This is a genomic window from Cyclobacterium xiamenense (assembly GCF_042140265.1).
In the GTDB taxonomy this organism is placed as follows: domain Bacteria; phylum Bacteroidota; class Bacteroidia; order Cytophagales; family Cyclobacteriaceae; genus Cyclobacterium; species Cyclobacterium xiamenense_A.
On sequence record NZ_CP159481.1, the window covers coordinates 4281450 to 4298038 of the forward strand.

The 16589-nt window shown below is 49.3% G+C and carries 12 protein-coding genes and 1 pseudogene; 6 read left to right on the forward strand and 7 right to left on the reverse strand.

The features are described 5' to 3' along the window. The 6 genes and pseudogenes from ABWH99_RS17380 to lpxK form a co-directional block, all read right to left on the reverse strand. Positions 1 to 3060 carry a SusC/RagA family TonB-linked outer membrane protein gene (locus tag ABWH99_RS17380; protein ID WP_375583094.1) on the reverse strand — a complete coding sequence of 1020 codons (3060 nt, stop codon included), beginning with the start codon at positions 3058 to 3060 and terminating at the stop codon, positions 1 to 3. Between the two features lie 410 nt (positions 3061 to 3470). Next, positions 3471 to 5162, reverse strand: coding sequence for a GMC oxidoreductase (locus ABWH99_RS17385; RefSeq protein WP_375583095.1), 1692 nt, complete (start codon positions 5160 to 5162; stop codon positions 3471 to 3473). 12 nt (positions 5163 to 5174) lie between these two features. Beyond that, entirely contained in the window at positions 5175 to 6419 is a 1245-nt protein-coding gene (locus ABWH99_RS17390) for an ABC transporter permease (RefSeq protein WP_375583096.1), read from the reverse strand. A gap of 113 nt (positions 6420 to 6532) precedes the next feature. Next, positions 6533 to 7145, reverse strand: a pseudogene (locus ABWH99_RS17395) (tRNA-(ms[2]io[6]A)-hydroxylase). An 8-nt stretch (positions 7146 to 7153) separates the two neighbouring features. Next, positions 7154 to 9076, reverse strand: coding sequence for a putative porin (locus ABWH99_RS17400; protein WP_375583097.1), 1923 nt, complete (start codon positions 9074 to 9076; stop codon positions 7154 to 7156). Next, the gene (gene lpxK, locus ABWH99_RS17405) at positions 9066 to 10133 is read right to left on the reverse strand and encodes a tetraacyldisaccharide 4'-kinase (RefSeq protein WP_375583098.1); all 1068 of its coding nucleotides are present in this window, start codon (positions 10131 to 10133) and stop codon (positions 9066 to 9068) included. Before lpxK ends, ABWH99_RS17400 begins: the two co-directional genes overlap by 11 nt. 44 nt (positions 10134 to 10177) lie before the next feature. On the opposite strand from lpxK, the gene ABWH99_RS17410 reads away from it, so the two are divergent. The 3 genes from ABWH99_RS17410 (at position 10178) to ABWH99_RS17420 (ending at position 12568) form a co-directional block, all read left to right on the forward strand. Further along, positions 10178 to 11278 carry a Nif3-like dinuclear metal center hexameric protein gene (locus ABWH99_RS17410; RefSeq protein ID WP_375583099.1) on the forward strand — a complete coding sequence of 367 codons (1101 nt, stop codon included), beginning with the start codon at positions 10178 to 10180 and terminating at the stop codon, positions 11276 to 11278. Positions 11279 to 11281: 3 nt separating this feature from the next. Next, positions 11282 to 12049 (forward strand): zinc ribbon domain-containing protein, encoded by a 768-nt coding sequence (locus tag ABWH99_RS17415; RefSeq protein WP_375583100.1) that lies wholly within the window; start codon positions 11282 to 11284, stop codon positions 12047 to 12049. A 105-nt stretch (positions 12050 to 12154) separates the two neighbouring features. Next, on the forward strand, positions 12155 to 12568 hold the full coding sequence (locus tag ABWH99_RS17420) for a hypothetical protein (RefSeq protein WP_375583101.1): 414 nt from the start codon (positions 12155 to 12157) through the stop codon (positions 12566 to 12568). Here the strand turns inward: ABWH99_RS17420 and ABWH99_RS17425 are convergent. Continuing rightward, a complete protein-coding gene (locus ABWH99_RS17425; protein WP_375583102.1) occupies positions 12563 to 13189 on the reverse strand; it encodes a histidine phosphatase family protein in 627 nt (208 codons plus the stop codon). The two genes, ABWH99_RS17420 and ABWH99_RS17425, sit on opposite strands and share 6 nt — an antisense overlap. A gap of 53 nt (positions 13190 to 13242) precedes the next feature. Here ABWH99_RS17425 and ABWH99_RS17430 point away from each other — a divergent pair, with 53 nt between their 5' ends. The 3 genes from ABWH99_RS17430 to menD are packed head-to-tail and all read left to right on the forward strand — an operon-like array spanning position 13243 to position 16579. After that, on the forward strand, positions 13243 to 13662 hold the full coding sequence (locus ABWH99_RS17430; RefSeq protein WP_375583103.1) for a hotdog fold thioesterase: 420 nt from the start codon (positions 13243 to 13245) through the stop codon (positions 13660 to 13662). A 5-nt stretch (positions 13663 to 13667) separates the two neighbouring features. Continuing rightward, positions 13668 to 14873 (forward strand): chorismate-binding protein, encoded by a 1206-nt coding sequence (locus ABWH99_RS17435; RefSeq protein WP_375583104.1) that lies wholly within the window; start codon positions 13668 to 13670, stop codon positions 14871 to 14873. Next, positions 14870 to 16579 carry a 2-succinyl-5-enolpyruvyl-6-hydroxy-3-cyclohexene-1-carboxylic-acid synthase gene (gene menD, locus ABWH99_RS17440; protein WP_375583105.1) on the forward strand — a complete coding sequence of 570 codons (1710 nt, stop codon included), beginning with the start codon at positions 14870 to 14872 and terminating at the stop codon, positions 16577 to 16579. The genes ABWH99_RS17435 and menD overlap by 4 nt, the downstream gene beginning before the upstream one ends. Positions 16580 to 16589: the final 10 nt, after the last annotated feature.

The following is a 16589-nucleotide window of genomic DNA, read 5'->3' on the forward strand; positions in this document are numbered from 1 at the left end:
TTAGTGCAATTTGAAATTTAAGTTGAATCCAATGGAGCGGGTAGGAGGTAAACTGGTACCTTCAATACCGAGGTAATTGATGTTGGATCCAAATGTCGCCTCGGGGTCGATGTTATCGGTCTTTCTCATCAGGATGGCCAGATTTCTTCCGACAATCGAGGCGGTCAATCCTTTAAATACCGGCACGGAATTGAACCAATTCTGTGGGAAGGTATAGCCCAGGGTCAACTGCCGTAGTTTAATAAAATCGCCGTCCACCACACTGGTACGCGTCACGTTTTGTACGAGGGCCTGGTAGTAGTTTTCTGCGGGAGCGGTAATTTCGTTCGTGGTTATGCCTTCTTCTCTACCCACCAGGGTATTTTGATGCAATCCCCGGAAGTGTGAATAAAACTCCGTTGCGGACAGGACCTTGTTTCCAAAGCTGTAGTCAACCAAAAACGAAAAACCAATTCCTTTGTAATTGAATTCGTTATTCCATCCCCCATAATGGGTGGGGAGTACCGAACCCCAGTTTTTAAGCTCTCCTCTTACCGGCAGGCCGGCATCGTTTACCACGATATCGCCGTTGGCATCGTACTGGTAATCGTAGGCCCGTATCTGCGGACCGGGAAGACCGGGAACGTAGGCCGTTACGGCATTTCCCAGGGTAGCCCGGTTCTGCCCGAGGTTGATCGGGTTGTTGTCCAGATTTGTACTCAGTACTTCGTTTCTCACATTGGTGAAATTCAACGAAGTCCTCCAGGTGAAATCGCTGGTCTGAATGGGAACCCCAGTGATCATCACTTCCAGTCCTTTGTTATTGGTAGAACCGGTAGCCACTACCGCGCTGCTGAAGCCAGAGGCGATGCTGTAGCTGGCATTCATGATTTCATTATTGGTAGTTTTCGAGAAATACGCCACATCAAAGGTCAAACGACTGTTGTAGAAACTCAAGTCAAACCCAAATTCGATTTCATCCGTGGTAAATGGTTTCAAGAACAGGTTCGGCAAACCCAGCGGAGAAGATCCTGCGGCAACGCCATTGAAGGAATTGGCCGAGTTGTAATAAAACTGCGTCTGATAGGCGGCAAAAGGCTCGCCACTCGTCACCGCATAGGAAGCCCGGAGCTTTCCGAAATCCAATGCGGGAATATTCAGAAACTGGTCAAACAGGAACGCACCGGTGACCGATGGCGAGAAAATACTGTTATTATCCGTAGGCAAGGTACTGTACACATCGTATCGACCGGTGGTGGTCAATGTAAGGTAATCCTTGTAGCCGAAGCCCATGGAGTAGAATCCGGACACTACTTCCCGTTCGTTGAATCCATAGGAGCGGTTGAATACCTCCACATTGAATGGAGAATACAGTTCTGGAATGACAAAGCGGGTTCCGCCCACGCCTACTTGCTCGAATCGGTTGTTCCGGAATGTCCCTCCGGCAAGGGCATCCAGCGAAATGTCACTGGTAAGCATTACATCTGCGCCAAACAGGGCATCTACGTTTAATTCGGACCGTGTAGACAAGCCCCTGCCATTCAGGTTTCCCTTTAAGTCAGAGGAGTAGGCAAGTCCGGTTGGGTCTACCGAAAAGAAGTCATCGTTTGACACGTCATTACCTACGCGAAGCATCGCATAGATTTTTGGTGCAAAGCTGTATTTCGCAGACAATGCGGATATGGTACGCTTTCTACCCCGATCATTGATTCCCTTATTGGCGATGAAATAGGGGTTCGTGACAAAGATATCGTCACTGAATACGATCTCTCTTCCTTCTTCGTCGTAGCCCGGCGCAAAAATGCTGGGTGCGATATTAGGAGCTAAGAACAGAAAGTTATTCGGATTTTTCGGACCGTCACTCAAGTTTGGAATGTTCGTACTTTTCTGATCAATGTAATTGATCATCGCGGTCACGTTCAGCTTATCCGTAATGTTCTGATCCACATTCAAATTGAGGGTCAATCGATCGTTGCCACTATTCGGAACAATGGAATTGGAGTTCAGGTTGGCGATGGATAGTCGGAAGGAACCGTCTTCGCCCAGCCCTTTGGACACGGCTACGGTATTGGTCACATTGGTACCGATATCGTAAAAATCCAGGTAGGTTTCGTCAGAAGGCTCGTAGGGATACTGGTTGCCGTCGTACCCGATCGCCGATCCACCCATGGGTTCCCCCCAGGCAAACCTGCCAGTAGTGCGTGCATCCGTGGCAGATTGCGGCCTGCGTCCGCCTCTACCCTGACCGTATTCGTTCTGAAAGTTGGTGAAATCCATCGCCTGATCGGTCATCACATTCAGGTTGTAGGAAAGTGACCAATCCTGTCCCTTTTTTGCGCTCTTGGTGGTTACCAGAATGACACCATTGGAAGCTCTGGCACCATACAGTGCGGAAGCCGCCTGTCCTTTCAGGACGGTCATGGATTCGATGTCATCCGGGCTCAGGTTACCGATACCGTCGCCATTATCCGATCCGCCCCATTGTCCGGCTGCACCCCGCTGGGTATTGTCCATGGGCACCCCGTTGATAACGAATAGCGGAGATCCGGTTCCGGAGATACTCGGAAGACCCCGAAGCACAATATTGGAGGATCCCTGTGGCCCACCGTTGGTTCCTTTCACTACCAAACCGGCTACCTGACCGATCAGTGAGTTGGCCACATTTGGCTCGCGGGCCTTGTCCATGACGTCACTATTGATCGTAGAGACTGCGTATCCCAACTTTCGTTTTTCCTTGGTCAAACCCAGGGCAGTTACGACCACTTCGTTCAATTCGCTGGCGTCTTCGCTGAGTTCTACGTCCAGGCGCGAACGGTTGCCAACCGTGTATTCCTGGCTGGCAAAGCCAATGAATGAAAAAACCAAAACCGTGTTGTCGGTCACGCCGATGGAATAGTTTCCGTCCATATCCGTGGCGGTTCCGGTTTGATTGGTCTTGTCCAGAACCGATACGCCGGGAATCGGCATGCCATCGGCCTCGGACACGACCGTACCTGTCAAGGTGCGTGTTTGGGCCTGACCCTCCATGCTCAAAAGAAGCAGTAAAGCCAACCCGTACGAGATTGATAAAATTTTTCTCATAACTGATTAATAATGTTAGAAATAGATGGTTAAAATCGCTTTACCGGACCTTCCGCTGGAGATCCGTTGGCAAAACATAACTAGATAAACATGTGGGACTTACGTATTGAATCAACGTTTTTATACCTGAAAATATGGTTCACGAAATTGGAACTCAAAAAACTGCCAATGAATTTAGTTGGGATAAAGGTAGGGAATTCCTAAACTCTTAAAAAAATAATCCTTCGTTTTTTTTTATAAAAAAACGACTCTTTTTAAAGAAAATACACAAAGTGTTGGTGATTTTACTGAAAGTTTCAGCAAAATCAGGGTATAAACTGTTCATTATTGCTGAAATTTGTAAAATTTGGGTAAAAAAAATTCGATCGATGCGGCTCGAAGCCAAACAAAATGCATGCCTGTGAAAGGTGTCAGGTTAAATCACCCCTTTTTAATGCGCTTACCGCATGGTCCACCGCCCGGGCGGTAAAGGCCATGTAGGTGAGGCTGGGGTTTTGGGTGCCGGTGGAAGTCATGCAAGCACCATCGGTGACGTAGACGTTCGGGCAGGCATGCATCTGATGAAATTTTCCCAACAGGGAAGTTTGGGGGTCTCTTCCCATGCGTACCCCACCCATTTCGTGAATATCCAGTCCCGGCGCTTGCCGGCTATCGTTTTGGCGAATTTCCGTACAGCCGGCCTTTTCCAGCATTTCGGCGCCCTGATCCAAAAAATCCCGCAGGGATTTCTCGTCGTTTTCGTCGTAGCCCACATCCACCCGCAGTTGCGGCACTCCCCACTCGTCGGTAAGGGTGTCGTCCAGGTAGACCCGGTTGGTACGTTTCGGAATGGTCTCTCCCTGCATCATCATGTAAACGCCCCAGGGTCCGGCTTCTGCGTTTGCGGCTTTAAAATCCGCACCGAAATCTTCCGAACGGGCTCCTCCCCAACCGCTTCTTCCCGCAGAATAAAAACTCATATAGCCCCGCAGGAAATCCATTTCCTGTTTCTTCACATTCCTGAAATTCGGCAACATGACGGCAGTAGGCCTTCTTCCGTAATAGTAGGAATCCAGGTGCCCTTCCATCCGGGCCGAAATGGAACCCCGGTAATTGTGAAAGGCAATATGCGTTCCCAGCAGACCGTTGTCGTTGCCCAGGCCATTGGGGAAACGGTTCGATTTGGAGTTCAGCAAAATCAGGTTCGAATTCAGCGCAGATGCGTTCACAAAAACGATTTTAGCGAAATACTCCGTGGTTTCTTTGGACAGCGCATCTACGATGCGAACGCCCGTGACTTTGTCTTTGGCATCGTCAAAGATCAGGGAATGGACCACGGAATGCGGCCGTAGGGTCAGATTACCCGTTGCAACGGCAGCCGGAAGGGTGGATGCGTTGGAACTGAAATAGGCACCAAAGGGACAACCCCGTTGGCACAGGCTTCTGGCCATGCATTGCCCCCTGCCTTGCGCGATATGATGAGGCTGCGGCTGGGTCAGATGGGCACAGCGCCCGATCACAAATTTCCGATCCGGATAGGCTTGGAGAATACGTTCCTGAACAAGCTTTTCCACCTTGTTCATTTCCCAGGGGGGTAAAAACTCCCCGTCCGGTAGCGTGTCCAATCCATCCTTGTTGCCGCTGACACCGATAAACCGCTCCACATAGCTGTACCAGGGAGCGATGTCTTCGTAGCGAATCGGCCAATCCACTGCAAAACCGTCCCTTCCCGGGCCTTCAAAATCAAAAGAGCTCCACCGCTGTACTTGTCGGGCCCAAAGCAGGGACTTCCCTCCTACCTGGTACCCGCGAATCCAGTCGAAAGGTTTTTCCTGAATGTAGGGATGCTCCTTGTCTTTTACAAAAAAATGATCCGCATCGTCCTTGAACGCATAGCATCGGGAAACGACGGGGTTTTCTTTCCGGACTTCCAGGGGCAATTGGCCGCGCAGGGGAAACTCCCAGGGAGGCGTATGCATGGTGGGGTAGTCTTCCCGGTGGTTGACCTGCCTCCCTCTTTCCAAAACGAGCGTTTTCAACCCTTTCTCGCAAAGCTCTTTTGCTGCCCAGCCGCCACTTATGCCGGAGCCAATAACGATGGCATCGTATGTATTCTTCGTCATCAGTTGTCGTCTTTATTCGTATCGCAAGGACTCGATAGGATCCAGCCGGCTTGCTTTATAGGCGGGCAAAAGACCGGAAACCAGTCCAACGACCACGCACACAACAAAGGCGAAAATGATCCATACCCAGGGAACCAGGAACCCACCGGGCCCAACGGTATTTCCTACCAGGTTTCCAATGCCAATACCCATCATTACTCCCAAAAGCCCTCCCATCACACATATAACAATGGCTTCAATCAAGAATTGCTGCCGGATCCATTTGGGAGTTGCTCCCATGGCCTTTCGGATACCAATTTCACGGGTCCGCTCCGTTACCGAAACCAACATGATATTCATCAGACCAATGGCGGCTCCAAGAAGTGTAATAAACCCAATTCCAAAACCTCCAATCCGCAGAAATCCGGCGATTTCTTCCAGCCGTTCGCCGATGGTTTGTGATTTAACCACTTCGAAGGAATCTTCCGCCCCAATTCGGTCCTCCCGAATGGACCGCATGATACCCGTCGCCTGCCCCATATCGTAATCCAATTTGAGCGGATCCTGACCGGCTACAGTAATGGTGTACCGGAACGTGCCTCGCTGATCCAGATTTCGCGCATTGAGAATGGGGACGATGATGGCCCTGTCCGGCCCGGTATCTCCCCCAACTCCCCCCTGCCGTTCCATGACACCGACGATGGTGTAGCGCTGGCCAAAAAACGTCAGGTATTGATTGACGGGGTTTTCACCGTCCGCAAATAGGGTACTTTGGATCTCCGTTCCGATGACACAAACATTGGTTCCATACTGAATCTCCACGTTGCTAAAACTTCTGCCTTCCTCTATGGCTATACCGTTGATTAGAAAATAATTCTCGTCTCCGCCAATAATCCGGCTGTTGGGATTGGTTTTTTTGGAACCTTTGGAAACCTCGGCAGAACCGGTGACCCGGGTTGTAATGGTGGATATCCCCCGCTGATTGTATTTCTCTTTGAAGGCTTGGGCCTCTCGAAAAGAAATGGGTGAGTAATTTTTTTGCGTAACCCCGGCTGTAGTGGCCCTACCTCCGGAAAAACCGCGGCTCCTCACATCGAAATTGTTTGCTCCAAAGCCGGACAAGCTCTCCTCAATCTGTGCCTTCATCGCGTCAATGGCCGTCAGCATCCCTACCAGAGAGGTAATACCGATGGCGATAATCATCGCCGTCAATACTGTGCGCAAAAGATTGGTTTTCACGGAACGAAAGGCCTCGCGAATGTTTTCGATCAAATTCATGTCTCGTATAAAAAGGTCCGGAACGTGTTTTCCGGACAAACTATTTCAATAATATTACACATAAAATACGGGGAGGCAAAGCCTTTTAAGAATTTTAACACCTGCGCGATCCCTCAGTGGATTCGGTCTCCTCTGATTTCCAGGTGCTTCATGACTTCTTTCTCAAAATCCAGCCATTCCTTCCAGCGCTTTTCTACCTTTTCCGGATCCTGGTATTTTTTTGCCAACTGGATGAAATTCACGTAATGCCCGGCCTCGGATACCATCAGTTCGTGGTAGAATTCTTTCAACTCTTCATCGGGCAGGTTATTTGAAAGCAATTTAAACCGCTCACAGGAACGGGCCTCGATCAGCGCATTCATCAGCAAGTGTTCCGTGAGTTGATCGGTACGGCTTCCTCCCTTTCGTACAAAGGACTGCAATTGCACCACGTAAGCATCCTTTCGCGGGTGCCCAAAACGGTACCCACGTTTTCGTATTTGCTGCATCACTGCTTCAAAATGCCCCCATTCTTCGGCCACAACCGGACTGAGTCGCTCTACCATGGCTTCGAAACTCGGGAAACTTAACGATCAGCGAAATGCAGGAAGAAGCTGCCTTTTGTTCGCAATAGGCATGGTCCACCAAAATGGCTTCCAGGCTCATTTTCGCCACATCCACCCAACGGGGATCGGTAGGCAGTTGCAAGCGCAACATTTTGTTTTTTGTCGATTCTTTCCAATCCATGGCCATTGTCAATCAAAGAAATACCAGCTAATTCCCAAATCCAACATGTTTTTCAACCCGGTATAGCCCGGGGTGATGAAGTAGCCGTCATTTTCCATAAATCCGGCATTGAGGTGGTTGTAACGAAAGAGTACACGGGTCCGGTTAATCCGGAAATTCAAGAAGGCATCGGCAACCGGGTAGGCGTACACGTTAAATTCGTTTTGAAGGTGAAATTGTTGGGTAGCAGGCATGTATGCAGGTGCATAATTGCCCGAACGGTACCTTCCTTCCAATCCTATTTGTACGTAGACATTTTCATCAAATAGCGGACCGTCAAAATATATCCGCGAATTGATAAACCATTCCGGAATCCTAAATGCATCCGCAGCCCCTCCGGTAACCAGTGTGTAGCGGACGTCCGACTCCCAATGAAATTTCCCCGACAGCACCAGGTCTCCCGAAAATCCAGGAATAACCATAAAGGCTTCCGAACCCGCTTGCTCGGGCACCTGCTCCTCGTTGTAGAATACGTAATTGTTGATTCTGTTCACGGTTAGGTTGGGGCGAAGAACACTCCTACCCAGGTCTACTTTGATTGTTCCCCTGATCTGGTCCACCCCTATATTGGAAAAATCATTGATCCAGCGGTAATGGTTTCCGGCATACCGCTCCTGAGCGAGTGTGGGTTTGTACAACGCCTTGGTATACCGCACATCCAGGTAAGGCGAGATAAACAACCCGGATATCCGGTAACCATCAGGAATCAGGTATTCTCCTTCCGCCTCAAAGATCCAGTTTTCATTGATTTCTCCCCGAAGCGCACCCCCTAAAAACAGCTCGGTAAACGAATTGTTTTCAGAGAAAAAACGGCTGGCCATGCGTCCGGTGCGGAGTTTAATGTAGGCATTGTAGTACACCGGCCCCAGGTCGCCTTTAAAGCCAAATTCGTTTTTCCATTCCGAATAATGGTTGTGATTATTGGTGGTATCCGGTTTGCTGTGCACCAGGCTGCTATCCGAGGAATTAAACCGGTTTTCGTTGAAAAAATCTGCGTCGGTAGTCCGAAGGTTCGAAAAGAAGGTGACTTCCTGCTTCTTTTTGTCGAAAACCTGATACACTTGCCAGCCTTTGACAATTTCAAATTGTTGGTACAGGTGGTACCCCTGCCGTAAATCTCTGGCTCTTGAGTTTCGCAGCCAGACTTTGGAATCTTCGTAGGTGAAATACAGGGAGGTAGTATCCACATCGGGGGGGATGATACCGCCCTGTTCGTTGACATTGTGTTTCATCCGTGAAAAACTCGCCAGCAGCCGGTATTTCCCATTTGGAGACACATAATTGGTGTGAAATTCGTAGGAATCGTTCACCACATTATTATCATCCCTACGCGTAGGATTCAGGGTCTTTCGGGCCCGAATGGTACGGTAGGCAAAGCCAACGTTCCAGTTGGGTTGAATATTTCGTACAAATTCCACGTCCAGTTTGTTGCGATTGCCGCCACCAAAAAATGCCGCAATGTGTGTATGCGGAGATTTGGTATCGAAGTACCGAATGCTATCCGGGGAATGGTAATACAGGTCGTAGGCATGAAACCCGGAGGTACGTCCGATTTGCAGGGGCACCTCGTAAAAAATCGGGCGGGCAGCAGTACCCAAATTTCCGAGATCCTGATAGGTATACCAGGTATCGGCCACCGGCTCGTAGTTGTGAAAACCCGTCAGGGAGGTATCGAGCGCTACCTTTTTAAAGCGATTGTTACGAACGTATTTTTCGTAAAAATACTGCGAGGTATTGGGGCCGTACACCATTTTTGTGGAATCATCGAGCAGTCCGCGATTGGGGGTATTGGATTCTTCCGGCGTACGGTTCTGCTGTGCCGCTGCGGAAAGGATGCCCCACAGCACCGTGAAAAAGAATACCGCCAAAAAAATCCCCTGCTTATGCTTCACTAGTATATCGTTTGTCGGTGATCATTCGCTTTACCTGTTGGAGGAGCTGTTGACTGTCCCCGGAAGCCATCGTAACCGCTACAGGCAGAACAAAAACGGGTAGGTCCGCCAACACGGACAGCAACGCTTCGTCCTTCAATTTTACAGCATCTTTTTCTGTGGTCAAAAGGGCCGGCTCGTACTTTTGATGCTTCGCGCAGGTCTGCTTGATTGCCCGCAGGTCGTTCATACTGTATCGGTGGTGATCTGAAAAGGCCATCACTTCCAATACGGTATGATTTTTTGAAAGTTCATCCAATAAAGGTACATGGTCTACGATACCGGTAACCAGGATCAAATACCGGGGTAGCGTTTCCTTTTCGTGCCGAAGGCCATAAGGCTTTCCATAGGACAGTCCTGAAAAATAAATCGGCACCCCTTCCCGAACATAACGTTGAATGCTTTGGCGGTACCGTTTTTCCTCCTCCGCCGGCAGGGGCAGCGTACATTTGGTGACCACCACAATGTCTGCCCGGGCTGCATTTTTTCGGCTTTCCCGGAGTCTTCCCTGAGGGAGTAATTTATCGGAGAAAAAAGGACGGGAATGGGTGGTGAGCAAGACCCGAAGATCGGGCTCCAGGTACCGGTGCTGGTAGGCATCGTCCAACAAAATGGCATCGATAGGTCCGCAGGAAGCAAGTAGCATGGGAACGGCCAGAACACGCTCCTCACCTACGGCTACGCTCACCTTCTCCTTAAATTTTTGGTAGATCTGAAACGACTCGTCCCCTATTTCAGCGGGTCCGCTGGTGTCGTCGGCCAATAAAAACCCACGCGTTTTTCGACCATACCCTCTACTCAAAACCGCCAGGCGGTAGTCAGAAGCGAGATGGCGCAACAGGTATTCAATAAAGGGCGTTTTTCCGGTACCGCCCACTGCCAGATTTCCTACGACCAGGGTGGGAACATCGAATGCCTGACTTTTCTTCATTCCCAAATCAAACATCCTGTTTCTGAATGCCGTAGCTGCCCCATACATACAGGCAAAGGGAAACAGCAATAATTCAGAAAGGCGCATTGTTTATTTTTTTGTAATTTTGATTAGAAAACAAACGCAAATATATGGTTTATTTGATTAAGGATGTCATTTCCCATTTGGAATCCGTTGCGCCCCCTGCCTACCAGGAGAATTACGACAACTCCGGACTGATCACAGGCAACCCCCGAGCAGAAGTCACCGGGATACTGTGCGCCCTGGACGCAACCGAAGCGGTGGTGGAAGAGGCGAAAGAACAGGGTTGCAACCTGATTGTCGCACACCATCCCATCCTATTCAAAGGTCTAAAAAGCCTGACCGGCAAAACCTACGTGGAACGAACGGTCATTCGGGCAATAAAAAACGATATCGCCATCTATGCCATACACACCAATCTGGATGCCGTTACCCAAGGGGTCAATCAGAAAATCAGCCAGAAGATCGGCCTGCAACAGCCTCGAATTCTGGCACCGAAGAAAGGCCTGTTAACCAAACTAACGACTTTCGTTCCTGCGGAGCATTCCGAAGAAGTACTCCAGGCCCTGTATCGGGCAGGAGGCGGCACCATTGGTCAATACGCTCGTTGCAGTTTTCAGGTCCCGGGAACCGGTACCTTTTTACCCTTGCAAGGGGCCAATCCCTACCTGGGATCGGCGGGTACTGAAAGTCGGGTGCAAGAGGTACGGGTAGAATTGATGTTTCCGGATCACCTGCGCTCCCGCCTGGTACAAACGCTGAAAACCGCCCACCCTTACGAAGAGGTTGCGTATTACCTTCAGCCCCTGGAAAACGAACACCAGGAAGTAGGGTCTGGCATGATCGGACTCCTCCCAGACCCCATGGACGGTCGGGATTTTTTACTACACCTGAAGCAATCGATGGACCTACAAATCCTCAAACATACCGCACTTTCCGGCAAAAAAGTGCAGCGGATTGCCCTGTGTGGAGGCGCAGGAGTTTTTCTGCTTGGCGCAGCGATCCGTGCGAAGGCCGATGTCTTTATCACTGCCGATATTAAATACCATGAGTTTTTCGACGCGGATGGGCAAATCACCCTTGTGGATATCGGGCACTACGAAAGTGAAATTTATACAAAAGAACTTTTAAAAGATTTATTGTCGCAAAAATTTAGTAATATTGCAACCTATTTGACAAATATCGTTACAAATCCAATAAGTTACCTTTAGTACATGGAAAGTCCAGTCGCACAAAAGCTAGAAGCCATTCTTAATCTTCAAAACATAGATTCCCGCCTAGATGCTATTTTTAAAGTCAGGGGAGCGCTCCCTGAGGAAGTTCAGGATCTGGAAGACGAAATAATCGGCTACGAAACCCGACTGAACAAATTCAACACGGATATAGAGGCGATGGAGGCGGAAATCAAAAACCACAAAGACGCCATAAAGGAATCCGAGAAGTTGATCAAAAAATACCAGGATCAGCAAATGAATGTGCGGAACAACCGTGAATACGATGCGATCACCAAAGAATTGGAACTGCAGGATTTGGAAATTCAGGTATCCAAGAAGAAAATAACGGAAGCGCAGGTACGGATCGAAGGAAAGCAGCAGGACATTGCCGACCTCAACGAAATCCTCAAAGACCGGCAAAACGACCTGGACCAGAAAAAAGGAGAACTTGATACCATTGTGGCCGAGAGCGAATCGGAAGAAAAGAAATTAAAAAACGAACGGGAAAAAGCTGCAAAAAAAGTAGAAGACCGTCTCATCAAATCCTACGATAAAATCAGAAACAACGCAAAAAACGGTCTGGCGGTGGTTTTGGTGAAACGAGGTGCCTGCGGTGGCTGCTTTAACATTGTCCCTCCCCAGCGACAAGCCGAAATACGAGAGCGTAAAAAAATCATCGTGTGCGAGCACTGCGGACGCATACTTGCAGGCGTGGAGGATGAAATCGTCGAAGAACCTACGCCAAAACGAAAACGCAGCAAGGCATAGCCTGGCGGATCCTACAGTACCGAAAAACGCCCACTTTTTTCTTTTTTCCGGATTCACCAAAAACTTTGTTGATTCGTATGCGTTTATTTTTTATATTTCCGGTCTATGAAAAAGGTAATTTACATTCTCCTTTCATTTGTTTGCTTTGCTCAGGTATCGTTGGCGAAGGAAGGTCCTCAAAAAACCTTTTTGATATTGTTTGATCGGCAGGAATTGGCGCAATACCAATCCAGTGCCGCAAAGATGGAATTGAGTTTTATGGATACCTTCAAAACGCGAACCTATACGGGTAATTCAGAACACGCCCTGATCGTTACGGTTCCATTTTCGAACTGGACGGTATGCGAAATGGGAAATTCGCTGGTGCAGATTTCGGGAGATAAGGAGGTTCCCTTGGAATCCATCGCTTTCCGCATCATTGACATGAACGAGTGCCAGGAAAACTTTCAAACCCTTCTTTCCGATTCGGAGGAGCAAGCCTCCGGCAAGAAAGTCGCTACTATCAAACTAACCCTATAACTCTTTGATTTTTTTCAACGGAGAGGGATGGTAAGCCTCCAGAAAAATGGTGCCATCTTCCTCCTGAATCAGCTCGTAGCAACACAGATTTTCGTGCCGGAAGACGTCCATGTACCGCAAGTCATAGCCAAGCAACACCGTCATAAGAATCCGGATTGCTCTTCCATGCATGCAGATCAACAGCTGATTGCCCCCTTTGGATAAAATGTACCGCATGGCTCGTTTCAATCGGACGGCCACCTCCATGGGGGACTCCCCTCCTACTATTTTATGCGTTAATTCCCCCTCCGACCATTTTGCAAGCATGTTGAGGTAGTATTGATTTTCGTCGTGGTCCATCGGTAGTCCCTCGTAATGCCCCCAGGAAATCTCGTTAAGGTCCGATAGCTCTTCGTGGTATACATCCGGCGTGAGGAAGCGCTCAACGGATTGTCTGGTTCGTATCAGGGAGGAAAAATACACCCGATCGAAAGGTATCTGCTTGAATCTATGGTAGAATGCTTCCGCTTGCTTTTTGCCTGTTTCATTAATGGGAGCATTTATTCCACTTCCCTGTACTACCCCTTTGAGATTGTAATCCGTCTGACCGTGCCTTACTACAAATATTTTTTTACTGCTCAAGATTCTCTATTTTTGGATTTCCATCCAAAGAAAAAAATTTTATCCCATAAAACATGGTATTTAAGAAAAAACCCGATCTGGATTTTTTGAATCAAATGGGAAAGGACAGCATGACTGGCTTTCTGGGGATTCGGTATACCGGGTTTGGAAAGGACTATTTGGAGGCCGAAATGCCGGTTACTACCAAAACCAAACAGCCCTTTGGTCTGTTACATGGAGGGGCAAACGTGGTATTGGCAGAAAGCCTGGGCTCGGTGGCAGCCTTGCTCTGTCTGGAGGATGACGGCACCTATCCGGTAGGCCTTGACATCAACGCCAACCACCTAAGAGGCGTCAGGGAAGGCAAAGTATGTGGTAGAGCTACTCCCATTCACCTTGGCCGCACCACCCAGGTTTGGGAAATACGGATAACCGATCCCGAGGGCAACCTGTCCTGCATCAGCCGTATTACCATGGCCATCCTACGAAAGTAACTTGCATGGAAACGATCAACGTAGCACGTGATACTTCCCAGAAGCTTTTTCTGGAATCCTTCATCGCCAGGGCGTTTAGGAAAAATCATTCTTTCGCCATTTGGAAAAAACCCAAACGAGGCGTGGTGGAAATGATCTCTGACAACGATTCCCAAAATACGGTCTCACCTAACCTGGATTTGGATGAGCTTCCGGAAGGATTCATGGTGCATCCCTTTCAGCCTTCCGAAGCCAATCCACCGGTATACATCAAAGCTTCACAGTACGAAAGGTTCACGCTTGGAGAAAATGCCCCCTTGGAGGCTCGGGAATGGGAAGCTGAGGGAAAAACGCTCCAAGCACCGGCTACATTTATCCGTGACAAAATTGCTTCACTCCCAGCCCGAGATCACAGTCCTTCCTCCAAAAAATCGCAGTTTATCGCGACCGTAAAAAAAGCAGTTGCCTGCATTGAGCGGGGAGAATTTTACAAAGTGGTTCCGGCTCGCCTAAAAAAAAAGCGACTTCCGGAGGATTTTGATTTAGCCGGCGTCTTTTTGGAACTGTGTGAGGCCTATCCCAATGCCTTTGTTAATTGCTATTTCAGCGAGGACAGTGGGTGCTGGGTCGGGGCCAGCCCGGAAACATTGATCCGAACAAAGGGTGACAGTTTTTACACCATGGCATTGGCCGGAACTCAGAAAGCAAGGGGAGATAATCCGCTAAAAAATGCCGCCTGGACACAAAAAGAAATCGAGGAACAGGCACTCGTAAGCCGGTACATCGTCAATTGCTTTAAAAAAATCCGCCTCCGCGAATACCAGGAACTCGGACCCAAAACGTCCGTTGCAGGTAGCCTGCTCCATCTTAAATCCGAATTTTTGGTAGACATGCGGGCCACCAACTTCCCGCAGTTGGGAAGCGTTATGTTGAAATTGCTGCACCCTACCTCTGCTGTATGCGGGATGCCTAAGGAAAAAGCGCTGGACTTTTTGTTGACCGAAGAGCGATTCGACCGCGCGTATTTCTCCGGATTCATCGGGCCGGTCAATCTGGATGGGGAAACCGATCTCTTTGTCAATCTTCGCTGCGCCAGATTGGAAAACAACGAGGCACTCCTTTTTGCCGGCGCCGGCATAACGGAGGACTCTGTTGCCCGGCAAGAGTGGGATGAGACGGAATTAAAATGCTCAATTTTAGGAAAATTCATCCAAACCAAAACGTCCCGTTGATACTACCCCAACTCAGTCATTTGGCCTCAATCTGTGCAAAAAGCGGCATCACGCAGGCCATTTTATCGCCAGGCTCTCGATGTGCGCCGATCTCTCTGGCCTTGATACGCCATCCATTGGTGCACTGCCGGACCATCCCAGACGAGCGATCCGCGGCGTTCATCGCCCTGGGTATGGCTCAACAACTAAATAAGCCAGTAATCCTGGTGTGTACCAGCGGATCGGCGGCACTAAACTACGGCCCTGCCCTGGCAGAGGCGTTTTATCAGCAAATCCCTTTATTGGTTCTCACCGCAGACCGGCCGGCCGAATGGATCGATCAGTGGGACGGGCAAACCATCCGCCAGGACAATCTCTACGGAAGACATGTAAAGGGAAGCTTTACATTCCCCGATGAGGCCGGGCTGCCCGATAAGCTTTGGCATGCAAAGCGACTGGTGAAGGAAGCTCTGGCACTGGCCAAATGCTTCCCCATGGGTCCGGTGCACATCAACATCCCGGTAAGGGAGCCTTTTTATCCGGAACCCAACGAAAACTATGCATTCGAAATCACGGATCTCGAACCGGTATTGGAAGTACAAGCCGGAAGCCAAATCCTGGGAACCGATGCCGAACGCAAGCTGAGAAATCAACTCAGTTCCTTTCGGCGGATACTGCTCATCCCCGGTCAGCAGCGGCCAAACCCCAAAATATACGCGGTATTGGCGGACATTGTACGGGAGCAAAAAGCCATACTGGTAACCGACACGATATGCAACATGAGCCAGGAGGGATCGGTTGCCTACCACGATTTTTTTATTGGTGACCCGGCCCGGCAGCAGGAAATGGCGCCCGACCTGGTCATCAGTTTTGGGAAATCCATTCTATCCAAAGCTTTGAAACAGTTTTTGAGAAAGCACCCGGCTGCACATTGGCACATCCAACCCGAAGGGCCGGTATCGGATCCGTATAAAAATCTGAGCCAGATCATTCGGCTGCAGCCAGAAACGTTTCTTCCTTTCTTCTTAGCCGCAGCAAATCCGGTGGATCCCCTGTTTGAAAAGCGGTGGATGCAAACGAACGAAGCGGTTCGCAACCACCTGCACCGGTTTTTGGGAGAATCGAAAGTTTTTGGAGAACTTCAGGCACTGCAGCAGATTTTACCAAAAATTCCAGCGCATGGAAAAGTCCACCTGGCCAATAGCCTTGCCGTGCGCAATGTCAATTTTCTGGGGCGGCCACTGCGGGATGTTGAGATTATCAGTAACCGGGGAACCAGCGGTATTGACGGCTCCAACAGCACGGCGGTGGGATGCACCTTTACCACCAAAGAAACGGTCTCCCTGATTACCGGGGACATGGCGTTCTTTTACGATCGCAACGCATTCTGGCACCAATACCAACTGGCCAACCTTCGGGTACTCCTATTCAATAACCAGGGCGGCGGCATTTTCCGGATGATAGACGGACCTGCGCTCCTACCGGAGTTGGAGGAATATTTCGAGACCCGACAAAAACTGACCGCCGAGCACCTGGCGGCGGAATTGGGCTTTGACTATTGGTGTGTGGCAGACCTGGCCTCGCTGCAAAACTGCCTGGAATCGTTTTATCAAAAATCCCTCAAGCCTAAGATTTTGGAAATAAAAACCAGCAGCGAATCCAACACCCGAAACCTGAAGCTGCTGAAGGAAAACATTCGCAGGCATTTGGATTCAACTAATTTGTAAACTATTGTTT

Bases quoted from the DNA above. Each gene is read 5' to 3' on its own strand.
- lpxK (WP_375583098.1), bottom strand. From the start codon at position 10,133: ATGCGCCTTTCTGAATTATTGCTGTTTCCCTTTGCCTGTATGTATGGG.
- ABWH99_RS17390 (WP_375583096.1), bottom strand. From the start codon at position 6,419: ATGAATTTGATCGAAAACATTCGCGAGGCCTTTCGTTCCGTGAAAACC.
- ABWH99_RS17430 (WP_375583103.1), top strand. From the start codon at position 13,243: ATGGTATTTAAGAAAAAACCCGATCTGGATTTTTTGAATCAAATGGGA.
- ABWH99_RS17415 (WP_375583100.1), top strand. From the start codon at position 11,282: ATGGAAAGTCCAGTCGCACAAAAGCTAGAAGCCATTCTTAATCTTCAA.
- ABWH99_RS17385 (WP_375583095.1), bottom strand. From the start codon at position 5,162: ATGACGAAGAATACATACGATGCCATCGTTATTGGCTCCGGCATAAGT.
- ABWH99_RS17420 (WP_375583101.1), top strand. From the start codon at position 12,155: ATGAAAAAGGTAATTTACATTCTCCTTTCATTTGTTTGCTTTGCTCAG.
- ABWH99_RS17410 (WP_375583099.1), top strand. From the start codon at position 10,178: ATGGTTTATTTGATTAAGGATGTCATTTCCCATTTGGAATCCGTTGCG.
- ABWH99_RS17380 (WP_375583094.1), bottom strand. From the start codon at position 3,060: ATGAGAAAAATTTTATCAATCTCGTACGGGTTGGCTTTACTGCTTCTT.
- ABWH99_RS17435 (WP_375583104.1), top strand. From the start codon at position 13,668: ATGGAAACGATCAACGTAGCACGTGATACTTCCCAGAAGCTTTTTCTG.